23 protein-coding genes are annotated in these 26,022 nt (G+C 66.0%); 14 read left to right on the top strand and 9 right to left on the bottom strand.

What is annotated here, in order from left to right; translation table 11 throughout:
• Window positions 1-3 precede the first annotated feature (3 nt).
• Window positions 4-879 carry a branched-chain amino acid ABC transporter permease gene (locus ASE28_RS09075; protein ID WP_057266325.1) on the bottom strand — a complete coding sequence of 292 codons (876 nt, stop codon included), beginning with the start codon at window positions 877-879 and terminating at the stop codon, window positions 4-6.
• Between the two features lie 172 nt (window positions 880-1,051).
• Here ASE28_RS09075 and ASE28_RS09070 point away from each other — a divergent pair, with 172 nt between their 5' ends.
• The 3 genes from ASE28_RS09070 (at window position 1,052) to ASE28_RS09060 (ending at window position 3,170) form a co-directional block, all read left to right on the top strand.
• The gene (locus tag ASE28_RS09070; RefSeq protein ID WP_057266324.1) at window positions 1,052-1,849 is read left to right on the top strand and encodes a crotonase/enoyl-CoA hydratase family protein; all 798 of its coding nucleotides are present in this window, start codon (window positions 1,052-1,054) and stop codon (window positions 1,847-1,849) included.
• Between the two features lie 84 nt (window positions 1,850-1,933).
• Window positions 1,934-2,419: a thioesterase family protein gene (locus ASE28_RS09065; protein WP_057266323.1), complete on the top strand. Its 486-nt coding sequence runs from the start codon at window positions 1,934-1,936 to the stop codon at window positions 2,417-2,419.
• 157 nt (window positions 2,420-2,576) lie between these two features.
• Window positions 2,577-3,170, top strand: a complete 594-nt coding sequence (locus tag ASE28_RS09060) for a polymer-forming cytoskeletal protein (protein WP_057266322.1) — start codon at window positions 2,577-2,579, stop codon at window positions 3,168-3,170.
• A gap of 34 nt (window positions 3,171-3,204) precedes the next feature.
• On the opposite strand, the gene ASE28_RS09055 is transcribed toward ASE28_RS09060, so the two are convergent.
• Window positions 3,205-3,648: an acyl-CoA thioesterase gene (locus ASE28_RS09055; protein ID WP_057200093.1), complete on the bottom strand. Its 444-nt coding sequence runs from the start codon at window positions 3,646-3,648 to the stop codon at window positions 3,205-3,207.
• 128 nt (window positions 3,649-3,776) lie between these two features.
• Here ASE28_RS09055 and ASE28_RS09050 point away from each other — a divergent pair, with 128 nt between their 5' ends.
• The gene (locus tag ASE28_RS09050) at window positions 3,777-5,618 is read left to right on the top strand and encodes an ABC transporter ATP-binding protein/permease (protein WP_057266321.1); all 1,842 of its coding nucleotides are present in this window, start codon (window positions 3,777-3,779) and stop codon (window positions 5,616-5,618) included.
• Between the two features lie 53 nt (window positions 5,619-5,671).
• A complete protein-coding gene (locus ASE28_RS09045; RefSeq protein WP_057266320.1) occupies window positions 5,672-6,604 on the top strand; it encodes a 2-hydroxyacid dehydrogenase in 933 nt (310 codons plus the stop codon).
• Window positions 6,605-6,625: 21 nt separating this feature from the next.
• On the opposite strand, the gene ASE28_RS09040 is transcribed toward ASE28_RS09045, so the two are convergent.
• The 6 genes from ASE28_RS09040 to ASE28_RS09015 form a co-directional block, all read right to left on the bottom strand.
• The gene (locus ASE28_RS09040; RefSeq protein ID WP_369818139.1) at window positions 6,626-8,155 is read right to left on the bottom strand and encodes a TolC family protein; all 1,530 of its coding nucleotides are present in this window, start codon (window positions 8,153-8,155) and stop codon (window positions 6,626-6,628) included.
• On the bottom strand, window positions 8,152-11,340 hold the full coding sequence (locus ASE28_RS09035) for an efflux RND transporter permease subunit (protein ID WP_057266319.1): 3,189 nt from the start codon (window positions 11,338-11,340) through the stop codon (window positions 8,152-8,154). The genes ASE28_RS09040 and ASE28_RS09035 overlap by 4 nt, the downstream gene beginning before the upstream one ends.
• Window positions 11,341-11,402: 62 nt before the next feature.
• Window positions 11,403-12,701, bottom strand: coding sequence for an efflux RND transporter periplasmic adaptor subunit (locus ASE28_RS09030; protein WP_057266318.1), 1,299 nt, complete (start codon window positions 12,699-12,701; stop codon window positions 11,403-11,405).
• Window positions 12,702-12,959: 258 nt separating this feature from the next.
• Complete coding sequence (locus ASE28_RS09025) at window positions 12,960-13,997, bottom strand: DctP family TRAP transporter solute-binding subunit (RefSeq protein WP_057266317.1); 1,038 nt, start codon at window positions 13,995-13,997, stop codon at window positions 12,960-12,962.
• Window positions 13,998-14,063: 66 nt separating this feature from the next.
• The gene (locus ASE28_RS09020) at window positions 14,064-15,362 is read right to left on the bottom strand and encodes a TRAP transporter large permease (RefSeq protein ID WP_057200099.1); all 1,299 of its coding nucleotides are present in this window, start codon (window positions 15,360-15,362) and stop codon (window positions 14,064-14,066) included.
• Window positions 15,359-15,922 carry a TRAP transporter small permease gene (locus ASE28_RS09015; protein ID WP_057266316.1) on the bottom strand — a complete coding sequence of 188 codons (564 nt, stop codon included), beginning with the start codon at window positions 15,920-15,922 and terminating at the stop codon, window positions 15,359-15,361. Before ASE28_RS09015 ends, ASE28_RS09020 begins: the two co-directional genes overlap by 4 nt.
• Before the next feature lie 221 nt (window positions 15,923-16,143).
• On the opposite strand from ASE28_RS09015, the gene ASE28_RS09010 reads away from it, so the two are divergent.
• From ASE28_RS09010 to ASE28_RS08985, 6 genes are all read left to right on the top strand, one after another.
• On the top strand, window positions 16,144-17,070 hold the full coding sequence (locus ASE28_RS09010; protein ID WP_057200101.1) for a LysR family transcriptional regulator: 927 nt from the start codon (window positions 16,144-16,146) through the stop codon (window positions 17,068-17,070).
• 205 nt (window positions 17,071-17,275) lie between these two features.
• Window positions 17,276-18,169 carry an amino acid ABC transporter substrate-binding protein gene (locus tag ASE28_RS09005; RefSeq protein WP_057200102.1) on the top strand — a complete coding sequence of 298 codons (894 nt, stop codon included), beginning with the start codon at window positions 17,276-17,278 and terminating at the stop codon, window positions 18,167-18,169.
• Window positions 18,170-18,281: 112 nt separating this feature from the next.
• The gene (locus ASE28_RS09000; protein ID WP_057200103.1) at window positions 18,282-19,181 is read left to right on the top strand and encodes an amino acid ABC transporter substrate-binding protein; all 900 of its coding nucleotides are present in this window, start codon (window positions 18,282-18,284) and stop codon (window positions 19,179-19,181) included.
• 109 nt (window positions 19,182-19,290) lie between these two features.
• Window positions 19,291-20,049: an amino acid ABC transporter permease gene (locus ASE28_RS08995; RefSeq protein ID WP_057200104.1), complete on the top strand. Its 759-nt coding sequence runs from the start codon at window positions 19,291-19,293 to the stop codon at window positions 20,047-20,049.
• A gap of 3 nt (window positions 20,050-20,052) precedes the next feature.
• Window positions 20,053-20,718: an amino acid ABC transporter permease gene (locus tag ASE28_RS08990; protein ID WP_057200105.1), complete on the top strand. Its 666-nt coding sequence runs from the start codon at window positions 20,053-20,055 to the stop codon at window positions 20,716-20,718.
• A gap of 30 nt (window positions 20,719-20,748) precedes the next feature.
• Complete coding sequence (locus ASE28_RS08985; RefSeq protein ID WP_057200106.1) at window positions 20,749-21,486, top strand: amino acid ABC transporter ATP-binding protein; 738 nt, start codon at window positions 20,749-20,751, stop codon at window positions 21,484-21,486.
• Between the two features lie 171 nt (window positions 21,487-21,657).
• Here the strand turns inward: ASE28_RS08985 and ASE28_RS08980 are convergent, their stop codons facing one another.
• Window positions 21,658-22,578, bottom strand: coding sequence for a MurR/RpiR family transcriptional regulator (locus ASE28_RS08980; protein WP_057266315.1), 921 nt, complete (start codon window positions 22,576-22,578; stop codon window positions 21,658-21,660).
• Between the two features lie 101 nt (window positions 22,579-22,679).
• Between ASE28_RS08980 and ASE28_RS08975 the strand changes: the two genes are divergently transcribed.
• From ASE28_RS08975 to pyrC, 3 genes are read left to right on the top strand one after another with little or no spacing between them, the layout of a single operon-like run.
• Window positions 22,680-23,849, top strand: a complete 1,170-nt coding sequence (locus ASE28_RS08975) for a M20 family metallopeptidase (RefSeq protein WP_057266570.1) — start codon at window positions 22,680-22,682, stop codon at window positions 23,847-23,849.
• 47 nt (window positions 23,850-23,896) lie between these two features.
• Window positions 23,897-24,886 (top strand): tripartite tricarboxylate transporter substrate binding protein, encoded by a 990-nt coding sequence (locus ASE28_RS08970; RefSeq protein ID WP_057266569.1) that lies wholly within the window; start codon window positions 23,897-23,899, stop codon window positions 24,884-24,886.
• Between the two features lie 46 nt (window positions 24,887-24,932).
• Window positions 24,933-25,979 (top strand): dihydroorotase, encoded by a 1,047-nt coding sequence (gene pyrC / locus ASE28_RS08965; protein ID WP_057266314.1) that lies wholly within the window; start codon window positions 24,933-24,935, stop codon window positions 25,977-25,979.
• Window positions 25,980-26,022 lie beyond the last annotated feature (43 nt).

Here is a 26,022-nt window from a genome sequence, read left to right as displayed (position 1 = left end):
GGGTCAGACTTTCTTTCTCAGCTTTTCGCCAAACAGTCCGTTGGGCCGCACCATCAGCATGACCAGCACCACGATGTAGGCGGCGGTGTCCTTGAACCCATCGGGCAGGTAAAAGCCCGAGAACGATTCGACGATGCCGATCACCAGGCCGCCGACGATGGCACCCGGCAGGCTGCCGAAACCGCCCACCACCGCGGCCGGGAAGGCCTTGAGCCCGATCAGCCCCATGTTGGCGTGTACGAAGGTGATGGGCGCCAGCAGCAGCCCGGCCACGGCCGCGACAGCGGCCGCCAGGCCCCAGGCCAGGCCGTTCAGGCGCTGCACAGGAATGCCCATGTAGTAGGCCGCCAGCTGGTTTTGCGACGAGGCCTGCATGGCGATGCCGAGCTTGCTGTAGCGGAACAGCGCGAACAGCAGCACGCATAGCACGCCGGTGGCGCCGATCACGGCCAGTTGCTCGGCGTTGACCACCAGGGTGCCCAGGCGGAACGACAGGTCCTTGTACGGTACGGGCAGCGTGTGCGTCTCGGTGCCGATGGTGGGGATCATGGTCACCAGGCCACGCAGCACGTAGCCGATGCCGATGGTCAGCATGACGATGGAGAACGCGGGCTGGCCCAGGATGGGTCGGATCACGGCACGTTCGAGCACCGTGCCGAACAACCCCATGGCCGCGATGCTGGCGAGCACCGCCACCCAGAAGGGACAGCCGAGCACCGTCATCAGCGCCAGGCCGCAGAAGGCGCCCAGCATCATCAGCTCGCCCTGGGCGAAGCTCACGGTTTCGGTGGCCTTGTAGATGAGCACGAAGCCGAGCGCGATCAGGCCGTAGATGCAGCCCTGGGCGACCCCGCTGATCAACAGTTGCACGAATTGCACACTGGCTCTCCAGAATATTTATACAAAGCATTTGCTTTGCATAAATAATGGTGCCTGTGCGCGGCCCGTACCGCACTCGGGGCTAACCCTGATGGGGATCAAGGCGCATGTTGTCCCTTTGCAGGCGTGCGCGCAATAAGGGTTGCGTCCTATGCGGCGCCAGGAGAAACCGATGGCCATAGAGGTAGACAAGCAAGGCCGTGTCACGCTGGTGACATTGCACCGACCCGGCGTGCGCAACGCGGTGGACGCCGCCACCGCCCAGGCGCTGCATGCAGCCTTTCTGGATTTCGAACGCGACGATGGCGCCGACGTGGCCGTGTTCCATGGTGCCGGCGGGCATTTCTGCGCCGGCTGGGACCTTCAGGCAGGTGCCCGGTTGCAGGCCGAAGGCACCTCGCCAGAAGCCTTGGCCAGGGGGCTCGACTACGCGGCCAGTACGCCGGATCCACCGGGGCCCATGGGCCCGAGCCGGCTGCAACTGTCCAAGCCCGTGGTGGCCGCCATCAGCGGCGCCGCCGTGGCTGGCGGCATGGAACTGGCGCTGTGGTGCGACCTGCGCGTGATGGAAGAGGACGCCTACTTCGGCGTGTACTGCCGCCGCTTCGGCGTGCCGCTGATCGATGGCGGCACGGTGCGCCTGCCGCGCCTGATCGGGCTGTCGCAGGCGCTCGACCTGATCCTTACGGGCCGCAAGGTCGAGGCGCACGAGGCGCTGCGCATAGGCCTGTGCAACCGTGTCGTACCACCCGGGCAGGCGTTGGTGGCCGCCCTGGCGCTGGCGGGCGAGATAGCCGCCTTCCCGCAGGCCACGCTGCGGGCGGACCGTGCAAGCGCGATCGCGCAGGAGGGGCTGCGGCTGGCCGATGCGTTGCTGCAGGAATGGCAGGGCGGCAGGGCCTGCCTGGCCGATGCGCTGCGGGGCGCGGCGCGCTTTGCCGCGGGCCAGGGGCGGCACGGAAAGTTTTGATTGAAAATGACCGGGAAAGCGCACCCATGATGGCATGGCCTGCTATCCGTTGAAGAGCGCACGGAGACAACGCACAGGAACACCATGAGCAAAACAAGCACCGCACCGCCGCAGGAATTCGAGCCCGAATTCGTGGCCGGCCTGAAATCCATCTTCGAGGAAAAGATCGTCTTCAACCAGGTGCTGGGCCTGAAGATCACCGGCCTGCACCCCGACCGGGTGGAGGGTCGCATCGAGATGAAACCCGAACTGGTGGGCCACTATGCCTACAACCGCGTGCACGGCGGCGTGATCAGCGCAGGCCTCGATGCCATGGGCGGCCTGGCCGTCATGGCCGCCATCGGTGCGCGCCACATGGACGAGGCGCCCGACCAGCGCCTGCACCGCTTTGCCAAGCTCGGTACCATCGATTTGCGCATCGACTACCTGCGCCCGGGCATTGGTAGCCATTTCACGCTGCATGCCGAGGTGCTGCGGCTGGGCTCGCGCGTGGCGACCACGCGCATGGAATTCAAGGGGCCCAACGGCGAGATCATGTCGGCGGGGGCTGCGGCCTACATCGTCTCCTGAACATCTGTCGGCCAAGGATGTAACAGGCGCATGTGTGATCCCGCAAGCCTTGCAAGTGCATGCTACGGGTGAACCGTTTGGTTACCGTTCTTGCGTAAAGCGCGCATCCATCGCGTAGGCCCCCTCCTACGATAAAGCCTCTTTTCAAGGAGTACCGATGGCCGTGCAAAACCCCTTCTTTGGCAAGCGTGAACCCGAGTCGTTTCAGCCCCGCCACAGTCCTTCCAATTCCACCGGCCTGAACAGTTCGGTGGCCAACTCCTCTGCAGCTGCCACCAGCGCTGCGGCGGCATCGGCCCCCGCCAGCCCGGCCCTGGCCAAGCCCTCCCCGGCCTCGGATTCCACCGGCAGCAAGCTCACGGTGGGCCCCAACATCAAGCTCAAGGGCGTGGAGATCACCGATTGCGACACCCTCGTGGTCGAGGGCACGGTAGAGGCCACCATGGACTCGCGCGTGATCCAGATCTCCGAGCACGGGGCTTTCCGCGGCTCGGCCGAGATCGACATCGCCGAAATCCACGGTGAGTTCAACGGCACGCTCACCGTGCGCCAGAAGCTCGTGATCTACAGCACCGGCAAAGTCAACGGCAAGATCCGCTACGGCAAGCTGGTGGTGGAAGAGGGCGGTCAGTTGGCGGGCGAGATCGAGTCGGGCATCGGCTCGGGCAGCTCATCGTCCTCGGCATTGCGCAGCGCGCCGGCGCAGCAGCCCGTGCGGGCCGAGCCCACGGCGATGGCCGTGGCCGCCTGAACGCCATGACCGGGGCCGCGCAGGTCCCGGTCCTTCAGTCCGCCGATCCGGCCTGATCGCCTTCCTTTTTGGGGCGCGGCACTGGGCGCGGGCGGCCTTCGTCGTCGATGGCCACATAGGTCAGGCGCGCTTCCGTCACCTTGACGTAGCGCCCCTGGTCGGAAAAGCGTTCCGCATACACCTCCACCTGCACGGTGACCGAGGTGTTGCCCACGCGCGTAATCGATGAGAAGAACGACAGGATGTCGCCCACGCGCACGGGCTGCTTGAAGATGAATTCGTTGACCGCCACGGTCGCCATGCGGCCCTGCATGTAGCGCGCCGGCAGCACCGAACCGGCCAGGTCGACCTGCGCCATCACCCAGCCACCAAAGATGTCGCCATTGCCGTTGGTGTCCGCCGGCATGGGGATCACCTTGAGCACCAGCTCCTTGTCTGTGGGCAATAGGGCGGCGGGTGGGCTGAAAGTCGCGGACATGGGCACAATCTCGGTTGGGGCTGGCACGGATGCTGGAGGACACCTTGGGTGGTTTCCAGGGCCAACCCAAAGAAAAACCCTCCGGGCGCCAGCCGGGTCGGTAAGAACAACAACCGGAATTGTCCCCCATGCGCCCTGTCGGCGAACCCACCCCCCTCCAAACACCGGCTTCCGCAGCCACCGCCCCCTCTGACTGGGCCACCATTGGCCGCCTGCTGCCCTATCTGTGGCAGTACAAATGGCGCGTGGTCGCGGCCATCGTCTTCATGGTGGGCGCCAAGGTGGCCAACGTGGGCGTGCCCGTGCTGCTCAAGACCCTGGTCGACACCATGGACCTGAAGCTGGGCGACCCCGCCACGTTGCTGGTGGTGCCGGTGGGTCTGCTGCTGGCCTACGGGGCGCTGCGCCTGTCCACCTCGATCTTCAGCGAGCTGCGCGAACTGGTGTTTGCCAAGGCCACGCAGGGCGCCGCGCGCTCCATTGCGCTGCAGACCTTCGAGCACCTGCACGCCTTGAGCCTGCGCTTTCACCTGGAGCGGCAGACCGGGGGCATGACGCGCGACATCGAGCGCGGCGTGCGCGGCATCGAGTCGCTGATCTCCTTCACCCTCTTCAACGTGGTGGCCACGCTGGTCGAGGTGGCCCTGGTGCTCACGGTGCTGGCCGTCAAATTCGATGCCTGGTTCGCCTGGATCACGCTGGCGGCGCTGGCGTTCTACATCACCTTCACGGTGCTGGTCACCGAGTGGCGCACCCAGTTTCGCCGCGAGGCCAACGAGTTCGACTCGGCCGCGCACACCAAGGCGGTCGATTCGCTGCTGAACTACGAGACCGTCAAGTATTTCAACAACGAAGCCTTCGAGGCCCGGCGCTACGACGAAAGCCTGGAGCGGCTGCGCCATGCGCGCCTGAAGAGCCAGACCACGCTGTCCATGCTCAACGCGGGCCAGCAGCTCATCATCGCCATCGGCCTGGTGGCCATGCTGTGGCGCGCCACGCAGGGCGTGGTCGACGGCCGCATGACGCTGGGTGACCTGGTCATGGTCAACGCCTTCATGATCCAGCTGTACATTCCGCTGAACTTCCTCGGTGTCATCTACCGCGAGATCAAGCAGAGCCTGACCGACCTGGACAAGATGTTCGTGCTGATGGACAAGGAGCGCGAGGTGGCTGATGCCCCCGGCGCACAGCCACTTGCGGGCCTGGACCAGGCCACGGTGCGTTTCGAGGACGTGCATTTCGCCTACGACACGCGCAAGGGGGAGGGCGCTGCCAGCGGCCGGCCCATTTTGCAGGGCGTGAGCTTCGAGATCCCCGCCGGCAAGACGGTGGCCGTGGTCGGCCCATCGGGCTCGGGCAAGTCCACGCTGGCGCGGCTGCTCTACCGGTTCTACGACATCCAGCAGGGGCGCATCACCATCGCCGGGCAGGAGATCCGCTCGGTCACCCAGGACAGCGTGCGCCAGGCCATCGGCATCGTGCCGCAGGACACGGTGCTGTTCAACGATACCATCGCCTACAACATCGCCTACGGCCGCCCGGGCGCCAGCCAGGCCGAGGTGGAGGGCGCAGCGCGTTCGGCGCGCATCCACGACTTCATCGCCGGCACGCCGGCTGGCTATGGGGCCATGGTGGGTGAGCGCGGGCTCAAGCTCTCGGGCGGCGAAAAACAGCGCGTGGCAATCGCCCGCACCTTGCTCAAGAACCCACCCATCCTGATTTTCGACGAAGCCACTTCGGCGCTCGACTCGGCGAACGAACGCGCCATCCAGGCCGAACTGCAGAGCGCGGCCCAGAACAAGACCACCCTGCTGATCGCGCACCGCCTGTCCACTGTGGTCGATGCGCACGAGATCCTGGTCATGGACGCCGGCCGCATCATCGAGCGCGGCACCCATGCCGAACTGCTGGCCCAGCGTGGGCGCTACTCCAGCATGTGGGCACTGCAGCAAAGCGATGGAGCGGCATGAAGCCTGCCTCCATCCATCGGAACCGCTTTTGATTTCCCTTTGATTCCACTGCCATGAAACCTGTCCTGCTTGCCCTGTCGTTTCTCTCGGAAGAACACTGCGCCCAATTGTCGGAAACCTTCGATCTGGTCTACGTGCCGGATGCGCCCCAGCACCAGGCTGCCATCGCCGAGCATGGTAGCCGCGTGCGGGTGGTGCTCACCATCGGCTCCATCGGCATCACGCCCGCGCAGATCGATGCGCTGCCGGCCCTCACGCTGATCTGCGCCCTGGGTGCGGGCTACGAGAACATCGCCGTGGCGCATGCCAAGGCGCGCGGCATCGTGGTGGCCAATGGCGCCGGCACCAACGACGACTGCGTGGCCGACCATGCCTTCGGTTTGCTGATCGCGGCCGTGCGCGGCATCCCCAAGCTGGATGTCGCCACTCGCCAGGGCGTGTGGCGCACGGCACTGCCGCTGCCACCGAATGTTTCGCACAAGCGCATCGGCATCATCGGCCTGGGCACCATCGGCAAGAAGATTGCACAGCGCGCGCTGGGCTTCGATCTGCAGGTGGGCTACCACAACCGCAGCGAGCGCACGGACGTGCCCTACCGCTATTTCGGCGACGTGAAGTCGCTGTCCGAGTGGGCCGATTTTCTGGTCGTGGCTACGCCCGGCGGGCCAGGCACACAGCACCTGGTCAATGCCCCGGTGCTAGATGCCCTGGGGCCGCGCGGCTACCTGGTCAATATCGCGCGCGGCAGCGTGATCGACACTGCAGCGCTGGCCCAGGCGTTGCGCGAAGGGCGCGTGGCGGGGGCCGGCCTGGATGTCTACGAGAGCGAGCCCGCGCCACCGGCCGAATTGCTGGATCTGGACACCGTGGTGCTCACACCCCACGTGGGCGGCTGGTCGCCCGAGGCGGTGCAGGCCTCTGTGGACCGCTTCGTCGAGAATGCGCGCCGGCACCTCGCGGGCGAGTCGCCGGTTTCGCCGGTCTGAAAGCGCGCTGGAGAAGGGGGCTCAGCCCCCGCCGAGCACCTTGTACAAGGTGATGCGGTTGGTCTGCTCGGCCAACTGCAGGCTCAGCAGGGTCTGCTGCGCCGCGTACAGCGAGCGCTGCGCGTCGAGCACCGTGAGGTAGTTGTCGGCCCCGGCCTTGAAGCGGGCTTCGGACAGGGCGTACACCCGCTCCGTCGCCGCCAGCAGCGAGGTCTGTGCGGTGATGCGGTCCGTCAGCGTGGCGCGTTCTGCCAGGGCGTCGGCGGCTTCGCGGAAGGCGGTCTGGATGACCTTCTCGTACTGCGTGAGGGCAATGCGCTGGTTGGCGTGGGCCACGTCCAGGTTGGCCTGGTTGCGGCCACCGTCGAAGATCGGAAGCCGGATCTGCGGCACGAAGCTCCACAGCAGGTTGCCGCTGCCGAACAGGCCCGAAAGCTCCGTGCTGGCCGTGCCCAGGTTGGCCGTGAGCGAGATGCTGGGGAAGAAGGCTGCGCGCGCGGCGCCGATGTTGGCGTAGCTGGCCTGCAGGCTGCGCTCCGCGGCCATCACGTCGGGGCGCAAGAGCAGCACGCTCGACGGGATCTGCGCCGGCACTGCCAGCAGTTGCAGGGCGCTTTCGCGCAGCATGGGCACCTGCGTGGCCGCCTGCGTGACGCGCTCACTGCGCCGCTCGTCCGGCACCTGTGCGGCCACAGGCACGGGGGGCGCCACCTGTACGGCGGGCAGCAGGGTGGCGGGAACGGGCGAGCCCACCAGCAGTTGCAGCGCATTGCGGTCGCGCGCCACCTGGCTGGTGAAGGCCGCGACGTCTGCGCGCGCGCTGTCCACTGTGGTCTGGTTCTGCGCCAGCACCAGGCCCGAGGTGCCGCCCAGGCGGTGCGTGCGCTCGGTCAGGGAGTAGGAGGCTTCGCGCGAGCGCAGGGTTTCCTTCGCCAGCTCCAGGCGTGCCTGGTCGGCCGCGAGGTTGAGCCAGGCATTGGTGACCTCGGCCACCAGGCTCAGCTGCACGCTGCGCTGGGTGTCGGTGACGCGCAGCACCTCCTGCAGTGCGGACTCGTTGAGGTTGCGCACGCGGCCGAAGAAGTCGAGCTCATAGCTGGTGATGCCCAGTTGCGCGCTGTACTGCTCGCCGATCTGCGAGCGGCCGGCGGTGGTCAGGTCGGCGGCGGTGCGGGCGCGGCTGCCCTGGGCCGTGCCGCTCACGCTGGGCAGGCGATCGGCGCGGCTCACGCCGTACTGGGCCTGGGCGCGCTCGATGGCCAGCGCTGCGGCTCGCAGGTCGCGGTTGTTCTGCAGCGCGAGGGTGATGACGTCGCGCAACTGTGCAGACTGCACCACCGCGTCCCAGCCCAGCGGGGCATAGGTCTCGCTGGCGCCTGCCGTCGTGGCGGCGTTGTCCAAGGCTGCGGGCACCGGGGCGACAGGGCGGTCGTAGCTGGGTGCCAGATTGGTGCAGCCGGCCAGGACCAGCAGGGCGCACAGGGGAGTCATCAGGGCTTTGGACATGCCGGTGGACACAACGGGGTAGGCAAGAACGGTACGGAAGCTCATGCCTGCGCCTCCTGGGCTCCTGCAGGCGGCGTGGCGGGCGCGGCGGGGGCCTGGCCCTGGCCCTTGCGCCGCTGGACCAGGGAGCGCACGAGCAGGAAGAACACGGGCACGAAGAACAGCCCCAGCACGGTGGAGGCCACCATGCCGCCGAGCACGCCGGTGCCGATGGCCTGGCGGCCGCCGGCACCCGCGCCCGTGCCGATGGCCAGAGGCAGCACGCCGAAGCCGAAGGCCAGCGAAGTCATGAGGATGGGGCGCAGGCGCATGCGCACGGCTTCCACCGTGGCGTCGTACAGGTTCTTGCCCTGGGTTTGCAATTGCACCGCGAATTCGACGATCAGGATGGCGTTCTTGGACGCCAGCCCCACGGTGGTGAGCAGCCCCACCTGGAAGTACACGTCGTTGGTCATGCCGCGCGTGTAGGTGGCCAGCAAGGCGCCGATCACGCCCAGCGGCACCGCCAGCATCACCGAGAACGGCACGCTCCAGCTTTCGTACAGGGCCGCCAGGCACAGGAACACGAAGAGGATGGAGACGGCGTAGAGCAAGGGCGCCTGCGAGCCCGAGCGGCGCTCCTGCAGCGAGGCGCCGGTCCACTCCATGCCGATGCCGGGCGGCAGCTTTTTCATGATTTCCTCGATGGCCACCATGGCGTCGCCCGAGCTGGCGCCTGGCGCGGTTTCGGCCTGCAGTTCCAGGGCGGGGCTGCCGTTGTAGCGCATGAGCTGGGGCGGGCCGTTGGTCCACGAGGTGCTGGCAAAGGTCGAGAAAGGCACCATTTCGCCATTGCGGTTGCGCACGCTCCAGTGACCGATGTCTTGCGGCAGCATGCGATAGGGCGCATCGCCCTGCACATACACGCGCTTGACGCGGCCCTGGTGCACGAAGTCGTTCACATAGGTGCCGCCCATGGCGCTGGAGAGCACGCCGTTGATGTCCGCCGTGGTCAACCCCTGGGCCGCGGCCTTGCGGTCATCGATGGTGACCTTGAGCTCCGAGGTGTTGTCGAAATTGGTGGTCCGCACATTGGTGAGGATCGGGTTCTGGCGGGTCAGTTCGATCAACTGGTCCTTGGCGGCGACGAGAGCGTCCTGCCCCAGGCCATTGAGGTCCTTGACCATGAAGTTGATGCCCGCGCTCGACCCCAGGCCGCGCACGGCGGGCGGCAGCGAGACGAAGATGCGTGCGTCGCGGATCTTGGCGAGGTCCTTGGTGGCCTGGCTGGCGATGACCTCCGCCGACTGGCTGCGCAGCGGGCGTTCCGCCCAGGGCTTGAGCCGGATGAACATGTTGCCGGAGTTCTGGTTGCCGTTGTTGCCGGCAATCGAATTCACACGCAGCACTTCGGGCTTGGCCAGAAAGTAGTCCTTGATTTCATCAAGCACCACACCCAGGCGCTCGTCGGTGGCGCCAGAGGGCAAGGTGATCGAGGCCGTCACGAAACCCTGGTCCTCATTGGGCAGGAAGGAGGTGGGCAGTACCTTGAACAGCAGCCCCACGCCCACCAGGATCGCCAGGTAGATCACGACCATGCGCAGGCTGCGCTTGAGCAGGCCGCCCACGACGCGCTGGTAGCGGTTGGCCGTGCTGTCGAACGTGCGGTTGAACCAGGCGAAGAAGCGGTCGCTCAGGCCGAGCAGGCCACGCCTTGGCGGGCCGTCATGGGCTGCGTGGTGGCCCTTTTCGATGGGCTTGAGCAGGGTGGCGCACAGCGCAGGGGTCAGCGTCAGCGCCACGAACACCGACAGCGCCATGGCCGAGACGATGGTGATGGAGAACTGGCGGTAGATGACCCCCGTGGAGCCCGTGAAGAAGGCCATGGGGATGAACACGGCCGACAGGGTGAGGCCGATGCCTACCAGTGCAGGCGTGATCTCCTTCATCGACTTGCGCGTGGCCTCCTTCGGCGACAGGCCTTCCTCGCTCATCACGCGTTCCACGTTCTCCACCACCACGATGGCGTCGTCCACCAGCAGGCCGATGGCCAGCACCATGGCGAACATGGTCAGCATGTTGATCGAGTAGCCCAGCGCCGAGAGCACGCCGAAGGTGCCCAGCAGCACCACGGGCACGGCGATGGCCGGGATCATCGTGGCGCGGAAGTTCTGCAGGAAGATGAACATCACGATCACCACCAGCAGCATCGCCTCGGCCAGGGTCTTGACGACCTCCTCGATGGAGGCGCGCACGAACGGGGTGGAGTCGGAGCTGACGACACCGTTGATGCCATCCGGGAAGAAGGGTTCGAGCTCCTTCATCTTGCGTGCCACGGCATCGGCCACTTCCATGGCATTGGCGCCGTCGGCCAGCACGATGCCGATACCGGCGCCCGGCTGCCCGTTCAGGCGCGACTTCACGGTGAGGTTGTCCGCCTCCAGCGCCACCCGGGCCACATCGGCCATGGTGACCACCGAGCCATCGGTGCCGGACTTGAGGACAATGCGCTCGAACTCCTCCACCGTCTGCAGCTTGGTGCGCGCGGTGATGGTGGCATTGAGCATCTGCCCGGCGGGCGCGGGCTGCTGGCCCAACTGGCCGGCCGAGACCTGCGCGTTCTGGGCATTGAGCGCGTTGATCAGGTCCGACGGCATCAGCGCGAACTTCTCCATCTTGGCCGGGTCGATCCAGATGCGCATGGCATAAGATGTGCCGAACACGGTCACGTCGCCCACGCCGTCCAGGCGGGCGATCACGTCCACCACGTTGCTGGAGATGTAGTCGCCAATGGCCACCTGGGTCACGGTGGGGTCGGGCGAGGTGAACACGTAGGTCACCAGGAAGTCCTGGCCGCCCTTGTTCACGAACACGCCGCGGCTTTTCACGGCCTCGGGCAGGCGGTTCATGGCCGCCTGCAGCTTGTTCTGCACCTGCACCTGGGCCACGTCGATGTTGGCGCCGGGGGCAAACGTGAGCGTGGTGCGCGAGCGGCCGGCGGAGTCGCTGGTCGAGCCCATGTACAGCAGGCTGTCGATGCCCTTGAGCTGCTGCTCGATCACCTGGGTCACCGAGTTGTCGACCGTGCCGGCCGAGGCACCGGTATAGGTGGTGTTGATGGTCACGCGCGGTGGCGCGATGTCGGGGTACTGCTCCAGCGGCAGCGTGAAGATGGACATCGCCCCCGCCAGCATGATGACGATGGACAGCACCCAGGCGAAGACCGGGCGGTTGATGAAGAACTGGGCCATGGATCAGCGTGGGTGTGGTGGGGTCGCAGGTCGGTCGGGCGAGGCGTTGCGCGCAGCGCGCCTCAGGAGCTGGCGGCGGCCGACGAGGCCGTGGCCGCCGCAGGTGCGGCCTTGTCGCGTGGCTTGACCACCGTGGGCTTGACCGTCTGGCCCACGCGGGCCTTCTGGAAGCCGTCCACCATCACCTTTTCACCGGCCTTGACGCCCGAGATCACCAGCCAGCGGTTGCCTACGGCCTGGCCGAGTTCCACCGGGCGTTTGGTGAGCTTGTTGTCCTCGCCCACCACCTGCACGCTGGGCTCGCCGGCGGCGTTGCGGATCACGGCCTCCTGGGGCAGCAACAGGGCCTGTGGCGCCACGCTGGTGGCCAACTGGGAGCGTACGTACATGCCGGGCATGATGAAATGGTCGGGGTTCGGGAAGGTCGCTCGCAGGGTGATCGCACCCGAGGTCGGGTTCACTGCGGTGCCGGTGAACTGCAGCGTGCCTTCCTTTTCGTAGGTCGAGCCATCCTCCAGGATGAGCTTCACCTTGGCCTGGTTGGAATCCACGCGCGTGAACTTGCCTTCCTGCCATTGCCTGCGCAGCTGCAGCAGCTCCGCGCTGGACTGCGTGATGTCCACCTGGATCGGGTCGAGCTGCTGGATGGTGGTCAGCGCATTGGCCTGGTTCGCCGTGACCAGGGCGCCGGCCGTGACGGCCGACAGCCCGATGCGCCCGGAGATGGGGGCCAGCAGGCGTGTGTAGCGCATGTTGATGCGAGCAGCGTCCAGCGCCGCCTGCGCCACGCCCACGTCGGCCTGGGTCTGCTGCACCGCCGCCTGGCTTTCGTCGAAGACCTGGCGGCTGATGGCGTCGATCTCGACCAGTTCCGCATTGCGTTTGGCGTTGACCTGGGCCGTGCGCGCCGTGGCCTGCGCCTTGGCGAGCACTGCCTGGGCGCTGGCCTGGGCGGCTTCGTAGGTGGCCGGGTCCACCTGGTACAGCGGCTGGCCGGCCTTGACCAGCGCGCCCTCGGTGAACAGGCGCTTCTGGATGATGCCGTTGATCTGCGGGCGGATGTCGGCGTTCTGGAAGGCCGCCGTGCGGCCCGGCAGCTCCGTGCTCAGGGTCTGGCTTTCGGGGGCCAGCACCACCACGCCCACCGCCGGTTCACCGGCCGGCTTGCCGGCCCCGGCCTGGGGGGGCTGGTCCTTGCCGGAGCAGGCCACCAGGCCGCCGATGCACAGGGCAGCGATGCAGGTTCGTGCCCAGGCCGGGCTCAGCCGGGACAAGGGGAGGGCAGCAGGGCGGACGGGGGCGGGGGCCAGCGTCAGCGAGCCCGTGGCAGCCGGGCGTGCGGCATTCAGAAGGAACGGCATGGGAGACGGTGAGTCAGAGTTGAAGGCATTGTGGGGGCCATATGTGTACGCACGATAAAGTTGGCAAAGCCGGAGCCTGTTGGCGGGCTTTTTTCAGACAGATGCGCGCGCGTCCCGCACCGCAGCAGCGCTTGCAAGCATCGGGCCAGCCGGGGTGGCCACCCCGGCGGCCGCCCACGAAAAAGGCGCCCCTTGTTACAGGGGGCGCCTTGGATTGTGCGGGCCGCCCTTATCGGCTGCCGGTATGTGCTTATGCGTTTATTGCTTGCGCGCGGCAATCGCCTTTTCGGCCTGGGCCACCAGGTCGGCACCGATCTGGCCCTTCCACTTCTCGAACACGGGGCGGGTGGCCTTCACGAAGGCCTCGCGCTCGGCGGGACTCAGCTGGGTCACGGTCACGCCATTGGCTGCGATGTCCTTGAGCAGGGGCTTGTCGGCCTCGACCATGCCCTTGCGCGCGATGGCGATCTCTTCCTTGCCGGCGTCGATGGCGGCCTGCTTGACGATCTCGCGGTCAGCCGGCGTCCAGGAGTTCCAGATGTCCTTGTTCACCACGAAGATCAGCGGGTCGTTGATGTAGCCCCACATGGTCACGTGCTTCTGGGCCACGGTGTGCAGCTTGGCGGCCATGTACACGGCGATCGGGTTCTCCTGGCCGTCCACGGCGCCACTGGCCATGGCGGGCTGGGCATCGGCCCAGCTCATCTGAGTGGGGTTGGCGCCCAGCGCGGTGAAGGTGTCCAGGAACAGGGGCGAGCCCACCACGCGGATCTTCAGGCCCTTCAGGTCGTCAGGGGTCTTGATGGCTTTCTTGGAATTGGAGATCTCGCGGTAGCCGTTCTCGCCCCAGGCCAGGGGCACCACGCCGGCCTTGTCCAGCGTGCTGAAGATGTTCTTGCCGACTTCGCCCTGCGTGAGTGCGTCCACTGCGGCGTAGTCGGGCATCAGGAAGGGCAGCGAGAACAGGTTCAGCTGCTTGACCTGGGGCGACCAGTTGATGGTGGAGCCCACCGCCATGTCGATCACGCCCTGGCGCAGCGCCGAGAACTCGCGCGTCTGGTCGCCCTGGATCAGCGAGACACCGGGGTACAGCTTGATGTTGATGCGGCCCTGCGTGCGTTCGCGCACCTTGTTGGCCCACAGCTCACCGCCCTTGCCCCAGGGGAAGGCAGTGCCCAGCACCAGGGACATGCGGTATTCGCTCTTGTAGGCCGTCTGTGCGATGGCGGCCGGGGCGGCGAAGGCCAGTGCGGCGGCAGCGGCCACGGCGGAAGTCAGAAAGGTGCGCAATTTCATGTTGTCAGTCTCCTGGGGTCAATTTTGTAGGGTTAAAAGCAAATCGGTCTCGGGGTTTACTACGGGTCAGTAGCCCAGTCGCGCCGGCAACCACAGTGCCAGTGGCGGGAAGGCGATCACCAGCACCATCACGAGGAACATGGCGAACAGCATCCAGCCCACCCAGCGCACGGTCGATTCCATGCGCACGCCGGCGATGCGGCACGAGACCATCAGGTTCACCGCCAGCGGCGGGGTGAACTGGCCCAGCGCCACCTTGAGCGTCAGGATCACGCCGAACCAGACCGGGTCCCACTGGTAGTGCTGCATGATGGGCAGGAGCAGCGGCACGAAGATCAGGAAGATGGAGATGCCGTCGAGGAACATGCCCACGGTGATGAGCAGCACGATCAGCAGCGCCAGCACGCCGTATTCGCCCAGGCCCGAATTCACGATGGCCTTGGCCACCGGGTCGATCACCCCGAGGGTGGACAGCGAGTAGGCAAAAATCCCCGCGAGCGAGACCACGAGCAGGATCACGGCCGACAGCTCGCCCGATTCGCGCAGGATGGGGAACAGGTCGCGCACCTTGATCGTGCGGTGGATCACCATGCCCACGAAGAGGCCGTAGAACACCGCTACCACGGCCGCTTCGGTGGGTGTGAACCAGCCGGCGCGCATGCCGCCCAGGATCAGCACCGGTGCGGCCAGGCCCCACAGGGCTTCGCGCAGGCTCTTCCAGAACGGGGGGCGGGGCATGGTGGATTCGAGCGCACCCATCTTGTGCTTGCGCGCCATCCACACGGCCGGAATGATCAATGCGATGCCGGCCAGGATGCCCGGGATCATGCCGGCAGCGAACAGCGCGGGCACCGAGGCGCCCGGCACCAGCACCGAGTAGATGATGAAGGCGACGGACGGCGGTATCAGGATGTCGGTGGCCGCAGCCGCCCCCACCACGCTGGCCGAGAACGAGGGCGGGTAGCCCGCGCGCGACATGGCCGCGATCATCACGCCGCCCACGGCGGCGGCGTTGGCCGGGCCCGAGCCCGAGATGCCGCCCAGGAACATGGCCACGGCAATCGCCACCAGCGGCAGCATGCCCGGGCCGCGTCCGACGATGGCCACGGCGAAGTTCACCAGGCGCAGGGCCACGCCCGAGCGGTCGAAGATGGAGCCGACCAGCACGAACATCGGAATCGCCAGCAGCGGGTACTTGCCCAGGCCGGCATAGAAGTTCTGCGGCACGGCCAGCAGGCCGAACCACTGGCTGTCGGCATTCGCCAGCGCAATCGCGGCGGCACCGGCCAGCCCCAGGGCAGCGCCTATCGGCACGCCCAGGAACATCAGGCCCAGGAAGGCCACGAACAGGAGCGTGGCGATCATGGCTGTGCGTCCTCGGCGGGGCTTTCGGGCCGCAGCGCTTCACGGCTGCGGCGCAGCAGCAGGCCCACGGCCCGCGCAGCGATCAGCGCCGAGATGACGGGCAGCCAGATGGAATACCACCACTGCGGCACGCCGATGCCCGGCGAGGTCTCGCCAAAGCGGTAGTCGTCCCAGACCACGCGCACGCTGAGCACCGCGATCAGCGCGAACAGCACGGCCACGGCCACGGCGCCCAGCTGCGCCAGGCGCTTGCGGCGCGCGGCCGAGCCGCCTTCGGCAAAGTATTCGATGCGGATGTGCTGGTCGCGTGCCACGGCGGCGGAGCCCGCCACCAGGGCCAGCACGATCATCAGGAAGACGGAGATCTCTTCCGTCCAGGCGAAGGAGGAACTGGTGAAGTAGCGCACCAGCACATTGGCAAAGGTGATCAGCGCCAGCGCAGCCATGACGATGACGGTGAGCCAGTCCTCGATGCGCAGGGAGCGGGGTTCTTCGGAGTCAGGGGCGGCGACGGGCACGGAGGCGTCGGTCACCGGCCCTTGGGGAGGGGTGGAGGACATCGGGGCGGCGGTACAGGAGAACAAACAGGACGGGCCGGTCGCTCTGCCCGCCGGTGTTGTGCACCTGGGGCCGTGACGCGGGAGCGCGCTTTGGACGCAACTTTCCCTATTATGCGGTGCGTTGCTATGTGTGCACACCAATGGTGCGCTATGGATAAACCCTTGTACAGGCTTTCCACCACAGGCCAGCACGCGGCAGGGCCGGCACCGATAATGCACCGATGGAAACCAAGTGGCTTGAAGATTTCGTCAGTCTTGCGGAAACGCGCAGCTTCAGCCGGTCCGCCCAGTTGCGGCATGTGACGCAGCCCGCCTTTTCGCGGCGCATCCAGGCCCTGGAGGCCTGGGCCGGTACCGATCTGGTGGACCGCAGCTCCTACCCCACGCGCCTCACGCCGGCCGGCAAAACCCTGTACGACCAGGCGCTGGAGATGCTGCAGGCGCTGCAGAACACCCGGGCCATGCTGCGCGCGCACACCAGTGCAGGCAAGGACATGATCGAGTTCGCGGTGCCGCACACGCTGGCCTTCACCTTCTTCCCGGCCTGGGTGTCGAGCCTGCACGACAAGTTCGGCCCCTTCAAGAGCCGGCTGATCGCCCTGAACGTGCACGACGCCGTGATGCGCCTGGTGGAAGGGGGCTGCGACCTGCTGATCGCCTACCACCACCCCTCACAGCCCTTCCAGCTCGATGCCGACCGCTACGAGATGGTGAGCCTGGGCCAGGAGGTGCTGTCCCCGTACTCCAAGGCCGACGCCGACGGGCAGCCTCTGTTCCGGCTACCGGGCCGGGTGGGCCAGCCGCTGCCCTACCTGGGCTATGCGCCCGGTGCCTACCTGGGGCGGGTGACGGAGCTGATCCTCAAGGAGTCGGGCACGGCGATCCACCTGGACCGGGTCTACGAGACCGACATGGCCGAGGGCCTCAAGGCCATGGCGCTCGAAGGGCATGGCGTGGCCTTCCTGCCCCACAGCGCTGTCAAGAAAGAGCTGCGCACGCGCAAGCTGGTCAGTGCCGCCCCGCCGGACACCGAGGGCCTGCAGATGACCATGGATGTGCGCGCCTACCGTGAAAAGCCCTCGGGCAAGGAAGCGCCCAAGGGCACGGCCCAGGCCCTGTGGACTTATCTGCAGGCGCAGGCGGCATGAACAGCCGGTTTTTCATGCCTAGGGTAAATACGGATATAAACAGTTTGCATAGTTGTCCGCGCAAACGGCATTGGAATTTCATGGTAACGACACGTACAGTCGCCCCCATTGCTGGATCAGCGATGGCGATGTAGTCTCTTTCAGGCCCCACGGTGGCACGAAGATTGCAAATCTGATTCCACTTCCTATTTACCGAGACATCCGCATGAAAGTTCAGCATTGGGGTTTGGCGTGGGGCATTGCTGCCTTGTGCTGCGCATCCGCGGCGTCTGCGCAGGGGGTGCTCGAACGCGTCAGCGGTGGCGGCAAGATGGTGATCGCGTACCGCGAGTCGTCAGTGCCCTTCTCGTATATCGACACCAAGACAGGCAAGCCGGTGGGCTACGCCATGGACCTGTGCCTGCGCCTGGCCGACGTGGTGCGCAAGAAGACGGGCAAGAAGGACATGCAGGTCGAGTTCCTGGCGGTCACGCCAGCCAACCGGATTGCGATGATCGAGCAGGGCAAGGCCGACATGGAGTGCGGCTCCACCACCAACAATGCCGAGCGGCGCCAGAAGGTGGCCTTCACGGTGCCGCATTTCATCACCGGCGCGCGCCTGCTGGTGAAATCCGCCAGCACCATCGACCGCGTGGAAGATCTCAATGGCAAGAAGCTGGTGTCCACCAAGGGGACCACGCCGCTGAAGGCGGCCGACCAGGCCAACCGCGAGCGCCTGATGGGCATCACCATCCTGGAAGCGCCCGACCACGCCAAGGCCGTGGAGATGGTGGAAAAGGGCGAGGCCGATGCCTTCGTGATGGACGACGTGCTGCTGTACGGCCTGGCCGCCGGCCGGCCGAACCCGGGTGCCTTGAAGGTGGTGGGCCGGTTCATGACCACCGAGCCCCTGGCCATCATGCTGCCCAAGAATGACCCCGAATTCAAGAAGCTGGTGGATGAGGAGATGCGCCGCCTCATCACCAGCCGGGATATCTACCCCATATATGAGAAGTGGTTCGCCAAACCGATTCCCCCGAACAACACCACGCTGAACCTTCCGGTCAGTTATCTGTTGCGGGACTTCTGGAAATACCCTACCGACCAGGTCCCGTTCTGACTAATATCGCTGGTCGCGTGGTTCCCTTTTTGGTTTTTTGCCCGCCGGTGCTTCCGGGCTGGGTAAATCTCTAAAATCCCCCCCTTTTTTCGTTTCACACAAGGAGATCCCAATGAAGAAGCATTTGCTCGCGGTTGCCGTGACCGCCCTGGCTGCAGGCAGCGCATTCGCCCAAGCCACCGACACCCTGGCCAAAATCAAGGCCTCGGGCAGCGTGACGCTGGGTGTGCGGGAGTCTTCGGGTCTTTCCTACACTCTGGGCAATGGCAAGTACGTGGGTTTCCACACCGAAATGGGTGAAATCATCCTGGCCGACATCCAGAAGCAACTGGGCCTGGCCAAGCTGGAAACCAAGTACCAGCCCGTGACCTCGCAAAACCGCATTCCCCTGGTAACCAATGGCACCGTGGACCTGGAATGTGGCTCCACCACGAACAACGCCGCACGCCAGAAGGACGTGGCCTTTGCCGTGACCACCTATGTGGAAGAAGTTCGCACCGTCGTGAAGGCCAATTCGGGCATCACCTCCATCAAGGACCTGAACGGCAAGACCGTGGCCACGACCACGGGCACCACCTCGGTGCAGACCCTGCGCAAGCACGAGCGCTCTGGCGGCATCGACTTCAAGGAAGTCTTCGGCAAGGACCACGCCGACAGCTTCCTGATGCTGGAAACCGGCCGTGCCGACGCCTTCGTGATGGATGGCTCGATCCTGGCTGCCAACATCTCCAAGTCCAAGAACCCTGCCGACTACAAGATCGTTGGCGAAGTGCTGTCGGTGGAGCCTATCGCCTGCATGCTGCGCAAGGATGACCCGGCCTTCAAGAAGGCCGTGGACGACAGCATCAAGCGCCAGATCGCCGACGGCTCGCTGGCCAAGCTGTACGACAAGTGGTTCATGCAACCCGTGCCTCCGACCAACACCAAGATCGGCCTGCCCATTTCCGACGCCACCAAGGCGGCTTGGGCCGCCCCGAACGACAAGCCCATGGAAGACTACGCCAAGAAGTAATCTTCGGGATGCTTGCGCCCCTTCGGCCACCGCGGTTTGAAGGGGCTTTTTTGTTGGGTGGGCAAAGGATTGCGCCCAATGCAATACCAAAAAATAAAGGGGTGATCCTATGAGTTGGGATTGGCAGGTGTTCTGCCAGGACACCATGGACAGGGAAGTCGTGCAAAGCTGCTTTGGCAAGGGCGGCGAAATCACTTACCTGGACTGGATGCTGTCGGCCTGGGGCTGGACGGTGTCTGTTTCGCTGCTGGCCCTGGTGCTGGCTCTCGTATTGGGCTCCGTCATTGGCACGCTGCGTACCTTGCAGGACCGGCCGATGGTCGTGCGCCTGGGCAATGCCTGGGTCGAGCTGTTTCGCAACATTCCACTGCTGGTGCAGATCTTCCTGTGGTACCACGTCCTGCCCAGCCTCTTTCCGGTCATGAAGGGCGTTCCCGGCTTCACGCTGGTGGTGCTGGCGCTGGGCTTCTTCACGTCGGCACGCATTGCCGAGCAGGTGCGCTCGGGTATCAACACCCTGCCGCGCGGCCAGCGCTATGCGGGTCTGGCGGTGGGCTTCACCACCTTCCAGACCTACCGCTACGTGCTGCTTCCCATGGCGTTTCGCATCATCATCCCGCCGCTGACCAGCGAGACGATGAACATCTTCAAGAACTCCTCCGTCGCGTTTGCCGTGTCGGTGGCTGAGCTCACGATGTTTGCCATGCAGGCGCAGGAGGAAACCTCGCGCGGCATCGAGGTCTATCTGGCCGTGACGGCGCTCTACGTCATCTCGGCGTTTGCCATCAACCGCATCATGGCGTTCATCGAGAAGCGTGCGCGCATTCCCGGCGTGGTTGTGCCCAGCGGCGCAGGTGGGGGGCACTGACCAATGAATCTCGATTTTTCCTTCTACAACTGGGACCTGATCTCCAACTTCGTGCTCAAGGGGCTGTATTTCAGCCTTTTCCTCACGGTGGTGGCCACCATCGGTGGTGTGCTCTTCGGGACCGTGCTGGCGCTCATGCGCTTGTCGGGCAAGAAGTGGCTGGACGTGCCCGCGACCATCTACGTCAATGGCATGCGCAGCATCCCGCTGGTGATGGTGATCCTGTGGTTCTTCCTGCTGGTGCCGGCCATCATTGGCCGGCCTATCGGCGCGGAAGTGTCTGCGGTGGTGACCTTCATCGCCTTCGAGGCCGCCTACTTCAGCGAAATCATGCGCGCCGGCATCCAGTCCATTGCGCGTGGCCAGGTCCATGCGGGCCAGGCGCTCGGGATGACCTACGGGCAGAACATGAAGCTCGTGGTGCTGCCCCAGGCGTTTCGCAACATGCTGCCGGTGCTGCTCACGCAGACCATCATCCTGTTCCAGGACACCTCGCTGGTCTACGCCATAGGTGCCTACGACATGCTCAAGGGCTTTGAAGTGGCCGGCAAGAACTTTGGCCGCCCCATCGAGGCTTACCTGGCCGCAGCGGTTCTGTACTTTGTGATGTGCTATGCGCTGTCCTGGATGGTCAAACGCCTGCACCAGAAGATCGCGATCATTCGCTGATGCAAAAGAGATTGGATTGAGGAACAAGAAATGATCGAACTCAAGAACGTATCCAAGTGGTATGGCCCCGTGCAGGTGCTCAACGAGTGCTCGGCCGTCATCAACAAGGGTGAAGTGGTGGTGGTGTGCGGGCCTTCGGGCTCGGGCAAGTCCACGCTGATCAAGACCATCAACGCGCTCGAGCCCTTCCAAAAGGGCGAGATCACGGTGGACGGCATCCAGCTGCACGACCCCAAGACCAACCTGCCCAAGCTGCGCAGCCGCGTCGGCATGGTGTTCCAGCACTTCGAACTGTTCCCCCACCTGTCGGTGACGGAGAACCTGACGATTGCGCAGGTCAAGGTGCTGGGCCGCAGCCCCGACGATGCCAAGAAGCGTGGCCTGAAGATGCTGGAGCGCGTGGGCCTGATGGCGCACAAGGACAAGTTCCCTGGCCAGCTCTCGGGCGGCCAGCAGCAGCGTGTGGCGATTGCCCGTGCCCTGAGCATGGACCCCATCGTGATGCTTTTCGACGAACCCACTTCGGCGCTCGACCCCGAAATGGTCGGCGAAGTGCTGGACGTGATGGTGGGCCTGGCCAACGAAGGCATGACCATGATGTGCGTGACCCACGAAATGGGCTTCGCCCGCAAGGTGAGCAACCGCGTGATCTTCATGGACGTGGGCGGCAAGATCCTGGAGGACTGCTCCAAGGACGACTTCTTCAACCACCCCGAAGCCCGCCAGCCACGCACCAAGGACTTCCTCAACAAGATCCTGGCGCACTGAGTGGTGCATGCATGCCTGTGCCCTGCGGGGCACGGCGTGCAGGATTTCATACAAGGCGCCTTCGGGCGCCTTTTTTTGTTCGTGGCGGCAGCGCAAAGCGTGGGAGGCCCAAGCTGGGTTCGCGGCTTCTCGCGCCCGGTGACCTCGGCGCGCTGAGTCGCTGGCTGCCGTCTATTTTCGGACGGGCTTGCGTCCTGGAACTCCCTCCACGATGAGCTGCTGGTCCTCCACATCCTTCCACAGCGTATCCCGGCGCTTGAGTGCTTCCGACACGGCTTCGTGCCGCAGCTGCGCCACGGCCGACACCAGCGCGTTGCACAGGAAGAAGGCGGCGGTATACGAGTCGAATGGCGAGGCGTTCGAGGTGCGCACCAGGATGCGTTCATGGGCCAGCACGGCCAGCGGGGCCGAGGCGCTGTCGGTGATGGTCAGCACCTGGCCACCGGCCTCGCGAAAGCGCTGCGCAACCTTCACCGGCCCGCTCGCGTAGCGGCGGATGCTGAAGGCCAGCAGCACATCGTCGGGCTGCACCCAGAGCAACTGGTCGGTGGCGGCCACAGCACCCGCGCCCAGCTCATGCACACCGGGGCGGCACATGTTCAGGTGCAGCGCCAGCCACGCTGCCACGGGCGCGCTGTTGATCTGTGCGAGCACGAAGACGCGGCCCTTGCCCTGCGCCAGTCGCGTGGCGATGGCCTCGAAGGCCGCCATGTCCAGCCCGTCGCGCGTGGCGCCGATGTTGTGCTGGTCGTGCAGCAGGGCGTCGTCCACGCATTGTTGCAGGCTGCGCCGTGTGCCGATGGTCACGGGCGCGCGCTGCCCGGCCGTCTGCAGCAGGGCCGTGACCTCGGCGCGGGCCTCGCGCTGGGCCTCGGCGTAGCTGCCATATCCCAGCTTGGCGAACAGCCGCACCACGGTGGAGGCACTGGTGCCTGTGCGGGCGGCCAGCGAGGTGGCCGATTCCAGCAGCGCATGGGGGTAGTCGCGGTCCAGCGCCTCGGCCAGGGCGCGCTCGCTGGCCGTCAGGCCGGCGCCCTGGCGGGCCAGGCGTTCGGGCAAAAGACCGTCTGAAGTTTGCAATGATGATTTCATTGATGTCCATTTTATGAAAAATGTATTGCGAACAACGTCGCTGCATGCAACACTTTCTCCCCATCACCATGCCGTCCCCGGGCGTGGATGGAAAGGAAAACATGCAGGATACCCTTGAAGAAAGCCGTGCACAGGTGCGCGAACGCATCCTGCCCTGGCTGGCCGGCCAGCAGCAGGCCATGCAAGACCTGTTGCAGAAGGTGGTGGACATCGACAGCGGCAGCCGCGACGAAGCGGGCGTGGCGGCGGTGGCCAGCGCGCTGCGCGGGCGGCTCGTGGCTGCCGGTGTGGCGGTGGAGCTCGTGCCTGTGCCCGGCTATGGCGTGCTGCTGCAGGCCCAGGTGCCTGGCCCCACCGAGGGCGCACCCATCCTGCTCATGGGCCACATGGACACCGTATACCCGGCCGGCACCGCAGCGCGCCGCCCCTTCCGCGTGGAAGAGGGGCGGGCCTATGGCCCCGGCGTGGCCGACATGAAGTCGGGCCTGGTGATGAACACTTTCGTGGCTGAGGCTTTTGCGCGTTGCGGCGGGCTCACGGCACCGCTGCGGCTGTTCTTCTCGTGCGACGAGGAGATCGGTTCGCCCGCCACGCGCGAGCAGATCATGGCTGCGGCCCGCGGCGCCCGCGCCGTGCTCAATGCCGAGCCCGGCCGCGTGAGCGGCAACCTGGTCACCAGCCGCAAGGGCTCCATGGCCATCGAATTCGAGGTGCAGGGCGTGGCCGCCCATGCGGGCATCAACCATGCGGCCGGCGCCAGCGCCATCGGGGCGCTGGCCCACAAGATCCTGGCGCTGCATGCGCTGACCGACGTGGCTGCGGGCATCACCACCAACGTCGGCGTGGTGCAGGGCGGTATCGTGCCGAACATGGTGGCGCCGCACGCCAAGGCCGAACTGGACGTGCGCTACACCGCCGAGACCGACCCCGACGAACTCTTCGAGCGTGTGCGCGCCATCGTCGAGGCCGAGAGCCTTCCCCGCACCCTGGGCCGCGTGACCGGCTTGCGCCGCACCCTGCCCATGAAACCCACGCCCGATGCACTGCTGGCGCTGTACCAGCGCGGTGCGCAATCGCTGGGCTTTTCGGTAGAGGGCGAATTCACCGGCGGCGCGGCCGACAGCGGGCTGACCGCCTCGGTGGGCGCACCCACGCTGTGCGGCACCGGCCCCGTGGGTGGCCACCCGCACACCGAGCGCGAGTACTGCGAGCTGTCTACCCTGGTGCCGCGCGCGCAGGCCGTGGCGCTGGCCGTTCTCGACCATCCCTGATTTCCGATCCCTGCAAGACCTTGAGAGAAGACCCCGTGAACTCCTTCATGCAACCCAATCGCCGCCACATCCTCAACGCCGGCCTCGGGCTGGGCCTCGCGGGCCTGGCACCGCTGGCCGCACAGGCCCAGGACAAGTATCCCTCGCGTCCCATCACGCTCGTGGTGCCCTTTCCTCCCGGGGGCTCGGTGGACATCATGGCGCGCCAGTATTCGGAGCCGCTGTCGCGCATCCTGGGCGTGCCCATCGTGGTCGAAAACCGCGCCGGTGCCGGTGGCTCCGTCGCATCACTGGGCGTGGCGCGCGCCAAGCCCGATGGCTACACCCTGGTGGTGTCCTCGCAAAGCAGTCACCTTGCCAACCCGCTGACCCAGCCCAAGGTGGGCTACGACCCGATCAAGGACTTCGAGAACATCGCCATCCTGGGCCGCCAGCCCAATGCGCTGGTCGTGCACTCGAGCCTGCCCCTCAAGTCCGTCAAGGAGTTCGTGGACTACGCCAAGAAGAACCCCGGAAAGCTCAACTACGGCAGCGGCGGTGTGGGCAGCATGGGCCAGCTCAACGTGGAGATGTTCAAGGCGGTCACCGGTATCTACACCACGCACATCCCCTACCGCGGAGGCACGCCGCTGATCACAGCCGTGCTGGCCAACGAGGTGCAGTTCATCCTCGACAACCTGGTCATCATGCTGCCCCATGTGCAGGCCGGCAAGGTGCGCGCGCTGGCTGTGGCCTCCGAGCAGCGCCTGCCGCAACTGCCCGATGTGCCCACCATGGCCGAGGTCGGCTATCCCGAGCTCAACCTCAGCTCCTGGACCGGCCTGGCCGCCCCTGGCGGCACCCCTGAAGCCATCGTGCAGACGCTGTACAAGGCGGTGCGCCAGGCCGCCACGGCACCGGCCATGGTGGCCAACCTCAAGGAGCGCGGCGTGATCGTGCCCGAGGAGATGCCGCCCGCCGCCTTCGAGAAGATGATGGCCGAGCGCCTGGTGAAGTTCGGCGACGTGGTGCGCAAGGCCGGCATCACCGCCGAATGAGCGGTGCTGGCAAGGGGGTGATGCGAGGAATGGGAGAATATCGCCCATGACTGCAGCCGCCCCCACCAACACCCTCACCATCACCCGCCCCGACGACTGGCACCTGCACGTGCGCGACGGGGAGCCCCTGTTCACCGTGGTGCCGCACACGGCCGCCCAGTTCGGCCGCGCGATCATCATGCCCAACCTGCGCCCGCCCGTGACCACGGCTGAGCAGGCCCTGGCCTACAAGGAGCGCATCCTGGCCGCGGTGCCCGCAGGCGTGCAGTTCGAGCCGCTGATGACGCTGTACCTCACCGACAACCTGCCGCCCGAGGAAATCGTGCGCGCACGCGAAGCGGGCGTGGTCGCCGCCAAGCTCTACCCCGCCGGTGCCACCACCAACAGCGACGCCGGCGTGACCGACCTGCGCAAGACCTACAAGACCCTCGAAGCCATGCAGAAGAGCGGCATGCTGCTGCTGGTGCACGGCGAGGTGACCAGCAGCGACATCGACCTGTTCGACCGCGAGGCGGTGTTCATCGAGCAGCAGTTGATCCCGCTGCGCCGTGATTTCCCCGAACTCAAGATCGTCTTCGAGCACATCACCACCAAGGATGCGGCCGACTACGTGCAGGCGAGCGACCGCTTCACGGCCGCCACCATCACGGCGCACCACCTGCTGTACAACCGCAACGCCATCTTCATCGGCGGCGTGCGCCCGCACTACTACTGCCTGCCCGTGCTCAAGCGCGAGACGCACCGCGTGGCCCTGGTGCAGGCCGCCACCAGCGGCAGCGCCAAGTTCTTCCTCGGTACCGACAGCGCGCCGCACCCGGCCCACCTCAAGGAGCACGCCAGCGGCTGCGCCGGCTGCTACACCGCCCATGCGGCGATGGAGATGTACGCCGAGGCCTTCGACAACGCCGGCGCACTCGACCAGCTCGAAGCCTTCGCCAGCTTCAACGGCCCGGACTTCTACAGTCTGCCGCGCAACACCGGCACCATCACGCTGCAACGCGAATCGTGGACGCCGCCCGACAGTTTCGCCTTTGGTGAAGCCGAACTGAAGCCTTTGCGCGCGGGTGAAGCGCTGCCGTGGCGGCTGGTCTAGAGGCCATTGACTGGGCCGCCGCCTGGCTGGCCCCGTGGCGGGC

It is taken from the genome of Acidovorax sp. Root219, from assembly GCF_001428665.1.
Taxonomy (GTDB): Bacteria; Pseudomonadota; Gammaproteobacteria; order Burkholderiales; family Burkholderiaceae_C; genus Acidovorax.
This window is presented reverse-complemented; position numbering and strand designations above follow the sequence as displayed.